A 6,552-nucleotide genomic window follows, 5' to 3' on the forward strand; every position below is an offset into this window, starting at 1 on the left:
GTCCGCCGAGAGGCGCGCACCCGGCGCGGTTCAGTCGCTCACGGAGCGCACGACCCGTGCCGGGGAGCCCACCACCACGGACCTCTCCGGGACGTCCTTGGTCACCACCGACGCCGCCGCCACGACGGCGTCGTCGCCGATGGTCACGCCCGGCAGGACCGTGGCGTTGGACCCGATCCACACGTTGTGGCCGATCACGATGGGGGCCGGGTGCATGTCCGCGCGGCGGCTGGGGGCGAGGTCGTGGTTGAGGGTGGCCAGCACCGTGTTGTGCCCGATCAGGCAGTCGTCGCCGATGACCACCCCGCCCTGGTCCTGGAACGTGCACCCGGAGTTGATGAAGACCCGCTTGCCCAGGGTGATGTTCTTCCCGAAGTCGGAGCGGAAGGGCGGGAACACCGTCACCGATGCGTCCACCGGCCTGCCGGTGAGCTGGGCCAGCAGCTCCCGCACCCGGGCCGGTTCCCGGTATCCGCCGTTGAGCTCCCCGGTGATGCGCAGGGCCTCCTGGCTGACCCGGTGCATGACCTCGTGCAGGGGCGAGTCCCCCGTGATGGTGCGCCCGGCGTCGAGCGCCTCCAGAAGATCGGTCAGTTCCATGGTGTCCTTTCGGTAGTGTCCGGGCGGCGGGATCCGCCGGCCCAGCGCCTGGGCGCGGGCTCAGGCCAGGGTGGCGGCGTCGATGACGAAGCGGTAGCGCACGTCCGAGGCCAGCACCCGCTCGTAGGCCTCGTTGACCCGGTCGGCGGAGATCAGCTCGGTCTCCGGGACGATGCCGTGCTCGGCGCAGAAGTCGAGCATCTCCTGGGTCTCGGCGATGCCGCCGATCATCGACCCGGCGTAGGCGCGCCGGCCGCCGATGAGGGAGAAGACGTTGAGGCTCAGCGGCTCCGCCGGGGCCCCGACGTTGACCAGGGCCCCGTCGACGGTGAGCAGGGACAGGTGGGCGTCCACGTCGATCACGGCGCTGACGGTGTTGAGGACCAGGTCGAAGGATCCGGCCAGCTGCTCGAAGGTGGCTGGGTCGGACGTGGCGTAGTAGTGCTCGGCACCCAGCCGCAGCCCGTCCTCCTTCTTCTTCAGCGACTGCGAGAGCACGGTGACCTCCGCGCCCATCGCGGCGGCGATCTTCACGGCCAGGTGCCCCAGTCCGCCCAGGCCCACGACGGCGACCTTCCGGCCCGGGCCGACGCCCCAGCGGCGCAGCGGGGAGTAGGTGGTGATCCCGGCGCACAGCAGCGGGGCGGCCGCGGCGAAGTCCAGGGACTCGGGCACGGACAGCACGAAGCCGGCGTCGACGACCACGTGGGTGGAATAGCCGCCCTGGGTGATGGTGCCGTCCCGGTCGGCCCCGCCGTAGGTGGGCACCATGCCCTCGGCGCAGTACTGCTCGTCCCCGTTGCGGCAGTTGGTGCACTGCCCGCAGGAGTTGACCATGCACCCCACCCCGACGCGGTCCCCGACGGCGTGACCGGTGACCTCGGGGCCGATCTCGGCGACGGTGCCCACGATCTCGTGGCCGGGCACCAGGGGGTAGGGCTGGGGTCCCCAGTCGCGTTGACGGTGTGGATGTCGGAGTGGCAGATCCCGGCGTAGGCGATCTCGATCAGCACGTCGTGCGGGCCCACCTCGCGGCGGGTGATCGTGGTCGGCTCCAGCGGTGCGTCGGCGGAGGGGGCGGCGTAGGCGTTGACGGTCAGCAAGGGGTCTCCTGGTGCGGTGGGGGCGGCGGAACGGATCGGGCGGACGTGGCGGGAGACCCGTCCGCGCAGTCGCCCGAGCGTGCGGGAAGGACCCGACGGATCAGCGACTGCACCACCTCATCAGGAACGGCAGAGCTCAGGGAGTCCCTGGTGAAGGGCGTACCGGGAGAGCACCCCAGGGTCGGTGCTTCCCCGTTCACACTGTGGCTGGTGGCAGCCCGGGGGTGCTGCTGCGCTCGGGCTCACCGTCGCCGCGGTGATGAGAGTTCTCCCGCTGCGGGTCCTCGGTGATGGGAGGCGGTGTCGAGCTGACCTCCCCGAGGAGGTCTCGCCAACGTAGAACATCCGGATGTGCATCCGTCCGGCCCCCACCCGGATCACCGACTCATACCGGCAGGACGCCGTCATGAACCCAGTTGGCTGCCGCCCTGACCGCAGAAAGGCGCCGCCCGGCGGTGGATCGGTCCGCAAGGGAACACGTCGGCGGCGTCCATCCGCCCCCGTCCTCCGGTGACGCTGCCGGTCCTGCGGCGCCCCGAGGCCGTCACCCGTCGACGGGCGCGTCCGGGGCCGGTGGCTTCAGCCGGACGCCGGGACGCGCAGCCGGCCGGGACAGGACATCGGGGTTTCGGGGGTTCGGGAACCAGATCTGGATCAGAGCCCATCCCACCGCGGTCAGCGGGACGGCCAGCACGGCCCCGACGACGCCGGAGAGGATCCCGCCGGCGGCCAGGGCGAGCAGCACCACCAGCGGGTGCAGGCTCAGGGCCCGGCCCAGCACCATCGGCTGGAGCANGGAGAGGATCCCGCCGGCGGCCAGGGCGAGCAGCACCACCAGCGGGTGCAGGCTCAGGGCCCGGCCCAGCACCATCGGCTGGAGCACCCTCCCGTCGAGCTGGTTGGTGGCCACCACCACCGCCACCACCACCAGCGCCACCACCGGGCCGTTGGCCACCAGGGCCACCAGGACTGCCACGCCGCCGATCAGGGCGGCCCCCACGATGGGGATGAAGCCGCCCAGGAAGATCAGCACCGACAGGGGCAGGGCCAGGGGCACCCGCAGCACCAGCAGGGTGACGCCGATGACCACCGCTTCCAGCAGCGCCACCACCGCGGTGCCGCGCACATAGCCGCCCAGCACGTGCAGGGTCGTGGTGCCCGAGGTCAGCAGCTTCTCCAGGGTCTCGCCGTGGAAACGGCTCAGGAAGAACGCCCAGATGCGGGCCCCGTCCTGGAGGAAGAAGTAGAGGATCACGGCCACCAGCACTGTCCCGGTGACCACCTGGGTGGCCGCGGAGATCCCCAGCAGCGCCCCGGCGCCGAACTGGGGGCTGGCCATGAAGTCCACGACGGCGGTCAGAGCCTCGTCCAGGCCCTGCTGGCCGACCGGGATCGGCCCGGCCACCACGAACTGGCGCAACCGGTCCAGCCCGCCCACCGCGGAGGCCACCAGCTCCGCCCACTCGCTGCGCACCGCGAAGACCATGCCGGTGACCACCCCGCCCAGGACCACGATCGCGGCGACGAACACGATCCAGGTCGCCAGCGCCCCGGGCACACGGTGCCGGCGCAGAGAGGCGACCAGGGGGTTCAGCGCAGCGGCCAGGACCAGGGCGATCAGCAGCGGGATCACCACCAGCTTGAGCTGGATCAGCCCGTAGACCACCACCGCCGTCGCGCTCAGCAGCACCAGCCCCTGCAGGGCCCGGATGGTCGCCCGCCCCAGCGGGTCCGCCCACAGGTCACGAGGATGCGAGATCCTGCGATGCCGTGGACGCGTCACCAGAATCGCCCCTCCCCCGCTCCGCCGCTGGCCTGGGTTCAGGATGCGCCCCGGACTCATCGATGCCAAGACCCCGGACGGCACCCGACGACGCGCCCGGCCGATGCCGACCGCAGGACGGACGGCTCGACGACGCGGCACGAGGGGCGGTCTCCGTGTGCTCACGGGCGATGGCGCGCACGAGCCGCCCGTGCTCGTCCGGGGCAGCGCCCCACCGGCCCGCGGTCGACAGCGTGGACTTCGGAGCGGGAGTCAGCCTGCCGCCGGCATCCAGAGCATGTTCCCGATGCCCCACAGCACCAAGCACACCAGCACGAAGGGCAGGGTCCTCGCCACCAGGGCCCCGCGAGTGAGGACGGGCCCGGGGGTGTCCGCCCGTTGAGGTGGGCCGGCGATCCGGTAGGCGAGCTCGATGCGCGCCGGGCTGGCCAGGCAGGCCAGTCCGGCCGCCACGTTCTGGGAGGCCATCATCCACAGCGGGTCCATGCCAAGGGCACGCGCGGCTGCGTCCTGGGTGCCGCCGAACATGGCGTTGGCGCCCGTGCCCGAGGCCGTGATGTATCCCCCCAGACCACCAACCATGGGCACCAGGAACAGGTAGGCCTGCCCCAGCCCGGTCAGCGCCGCGGCCAGCGCCTCGGCCAGCCCGCCCCCGGAGACCGCGCTGCCCAGCACCAGGTACAGGCCGGTCGGCGCCGCCACCTGGAGCCACATCCGGCGGATCTCCCGCGGCAGTCGCCGCCGGTGTTCCCTGTCCAAGGAGAGCACGACGACGCCGACCAGGGCGCCGGTGATGGACCACAGGGCCGGCGAGCCCAGCACCGCGCCGAACCCGCCGGGCGGCAGCAGGCCCTCGAGGAGCTGCCCGATGATGGTGCCCCCCAGCAGCACCAGGTACGGCACCAGAGCGCGGCCCGGGACGGGCCCCATCCGCCCGCGGCTGATCACGCCGGCCCAGCCGGCGGACATCACCAGGGTGGCCACCGCACCGGCCACGGCCGTGCCGAACGCCAGATTGGCGGCGAGGACCAGGGCGGACAGCACCACGCCCGAGACCAGTCCCATGCCGATCCAGGCGCCGTAGTCAGCGGGTCGGGGCCGGCCGTCGGAAGTGGGCAGTCCCCGGCCGGCGATGACCGCGGCCACGGCACCGGATCCCAGGAAGGCGATGACGTTCAGGACGCCGGAGGCCACCCCGAGGTCCTGCAGGGTGACGCCGGCGATCTGGGAGCCCAGGAGCGTGCCGGGGCCCATGGAGCCCCACGGGCCCACCATGAGCGCCACCAGCGAGAGCGAGGCCGCTCGCAACGGCGTGAACCCCAGGGACAGCAGCAGCGGCAGCCCGATGATCACGGAGACGCCGAACCCGGTGACGGTCTCCATGAACGGCACCACCCCGTGCACCATGAGCAGCGCCGAGAGCACCGTGGGGCCGCCGCCGTCCGAGAGCCACCGGGCCAGCTTCTTCTGAGCGCCGGTCCGGTCCATGACGCGAGAGAGCAGGATCCCGCCGGCAATGATCGCCAGCACCTCGACCAGGATCCAGAAGCCCTCGCCGAAGGCCGAGGACATCTCCGCCACAGGGGTGCCGAACCAGGCCAGGCCGATCACCACGGCTGACACCAGTCCGACCGCGGGAGCCACCCACGGCGGCGCCGGCACGAGCAGCAGACCCAGGGTCAGCACCATGGGCAGGGCCGCCATGAGCACGTCCAACGGCGGCCCACCTCCACACTTCTCCTGTCAGATCTCTGTCACCGGCCGATGTTACGCGCCGACGGCGTCCGGGTGAGCACTGATGCGGAGGACAGCTCCTCCCGCGCCACCGCCTCCTGAGCCCGGCCGGTAGCCCGCCATATGTAAAGCGGAAGAGCTCTGAACCGGGATCAGGTGTCACCGAATGGTGCGGCAGTTCCAGCCCTTGCTGATCGTGAGCCTGGGAACCTGCCGTATCCCTGTAGGTCACATCAGATGCAGGCCAGATCAGACGACATCTGGGACTACCCCGGGTTGCTTGACGGGACTGTAAGAACAACGGTGTGTGAGGGTCCGGCCTGATCCGAAAGGAGACGGCCGTGTCAGAGTCCACGACCGAGATGACAGGCATGATGATCGATCCCGTGACGGGAGAGATCATCGATCAGAAGGACCTCGCCGAGCGGCTGCTTGCCCAGGCGAAGGAGCAGGGCGTGAGCCTGGTCGGCCCGGGCGGGCTGCTGAACCAGCTGACGAAGAACGTGCTGGAAACCGCCCTGGAAGCCGAACTGACCGAACACCTCGGTCACGACCACGGGCAGACGCCGATCGCGGCCAACATGCGCAACGGCACGAGGTCGAAGACCGTGCTGACCGAGATCGGCCCGGTCGAGATCGAGGTGCCCTTCGGACCGGGACGGGTCCTTCGAGCCGGTGATCGTGCCCAAGCGCAAGCGGCGTCTGGATGGGATCGACCAGATCGTCCTCTCGCTGTCGGCCCGCGGGCTGACGACCGGTGAGATCGCGGCGCACTTCGAGGAGGTCTACGGGGCGAAGGTCTCCAAGGACACCATCAGCCGGATCACCGAGAAGGTCGCCGGTGAGCTGGCCGAGTGGTCTTCGCGTCCGCTGGACCCGCTCTATCCGGTGCTCTTCATCGATGCGATCGTGGTGAAGGTCCGCGACGGGCAGGTGCGCAACACGCCGTTCTACGTCGTCATGGGCGTGACCGTGCACGGAGAACGCGACATCCTCGGGATCTGGGCCGGCGACGGCGCCGAAGGCGCCCGGTTCTGGCTGCAGGTCTTCTCCGAGCTGAAGAACCGGGGCGTCGAGGACGTGCTCATCGCCGTCTGCGACGGGCTCAAGGGCCTGCCGGAGGCGATCAGCACCACCTGGACGCAGACGGTGGTTCAGCAGTGCATCGTGCACCTGATCCGCAACTCCTTCCGCTACGCCGGCCGCCAGCACCGTGACGGGATCGTCAAGGCGCTCAAACCGGTCTACACCGCGCCTTCAGAACAAGCGGCAAAGGACCGGTTCACCGAGTTCACGGCCGAGTGGGGCCAGCGGTATCCGGCGATCGTGCAG

The 6,552-nt window shown here is 70.9% G+C and carries 3 protein-coding genes and 2 pseudogenes; 1 reads left to right on the top strand and 4 read right to left on the bottom strand.

The window, feature by feature from the left end:
• Nucleotides 1-30: 30 nt before the first annotated feature.
• The 4 genes and pseudogenes from H488_RS30805 to H488_RS30820 form a co-directional block, all read right to left on the bottom strand.
• Nucleotides 31-600 carry a DapH/DapD/GlmU-related protein gene (locus tag H488_RS30805; protein WP_017834062.1) on the bottom strand — a complete coding sequence of 190 codons (570 nt, stop codon included), beginning with the start codon at nucleotides 598-600 and terminating at the stop codon, nucleotides 31-33.
• 60 nt (nucleotides 601-660) lie between these two features.
• Nucleotides 661-1,703: pseudogene (locus H488_RS30810) on the bottom strand (NAD(P)-dependent alcohol dehydrogenase).
• A 544-nt stretch (nucleotides 1,704-2,247) separates the two neighbouring features.
• The gene (locus H488_RS30815) at nucleotides 2,248-3,546 is read right to left on the bottom strand and encodes an AI-2E family transporter (RefSeq protein WP_441295102.1); all 1,299 of its coding nucleotides are present in this window, start codon (nucleotides 3,544-3,546) and stop codon (nucleotides 2,248-2,250) included.
• 192 nt (nucleotides 3,547-3,738) lie between these two features.
• On the bottom strand, nucleotides 3,739-5,196 hold the full coding sequence (locus H488_RS30820) for an L-lactate permease (protein WP_237740456.1): 1,458 nt from the start codon (nucleotides 5,194-5,196) through the stop codon (nucleotides 3,739-3,741).
• A gap of 398 nt (nucleotides 5,197-5,594) precedes the next feature.
• Between H488_RS30820 and H488_RS30825 the strand changes: the two are divergent.
• Nucleotides 5,595-6,552, top strand: a pseudogene (locus H488_RS30825) (IS256 family transposase); the annotation flags it as partial.

The organism is Kocuria sp. UCD-OTCP, assembly GCF_000349605.1.
In the GTDB taxonomy this organism is placed as follows: Bacteria; Actinomycetota; Actinomycetes; order Actinomycetales; family Micrococcaceae; genus Kocuria; species Kocuria rosea.

Bases quoted from the DNA above. Each gene is read 5' to 3' on its own strand.
- H488_RS30805 (WP_017834062.1), bottom strand. From the start codon at position 600: ATGGAACTGACCGATCTTCTGGAGGCGCTCGACGCCGGGCGCACCATC.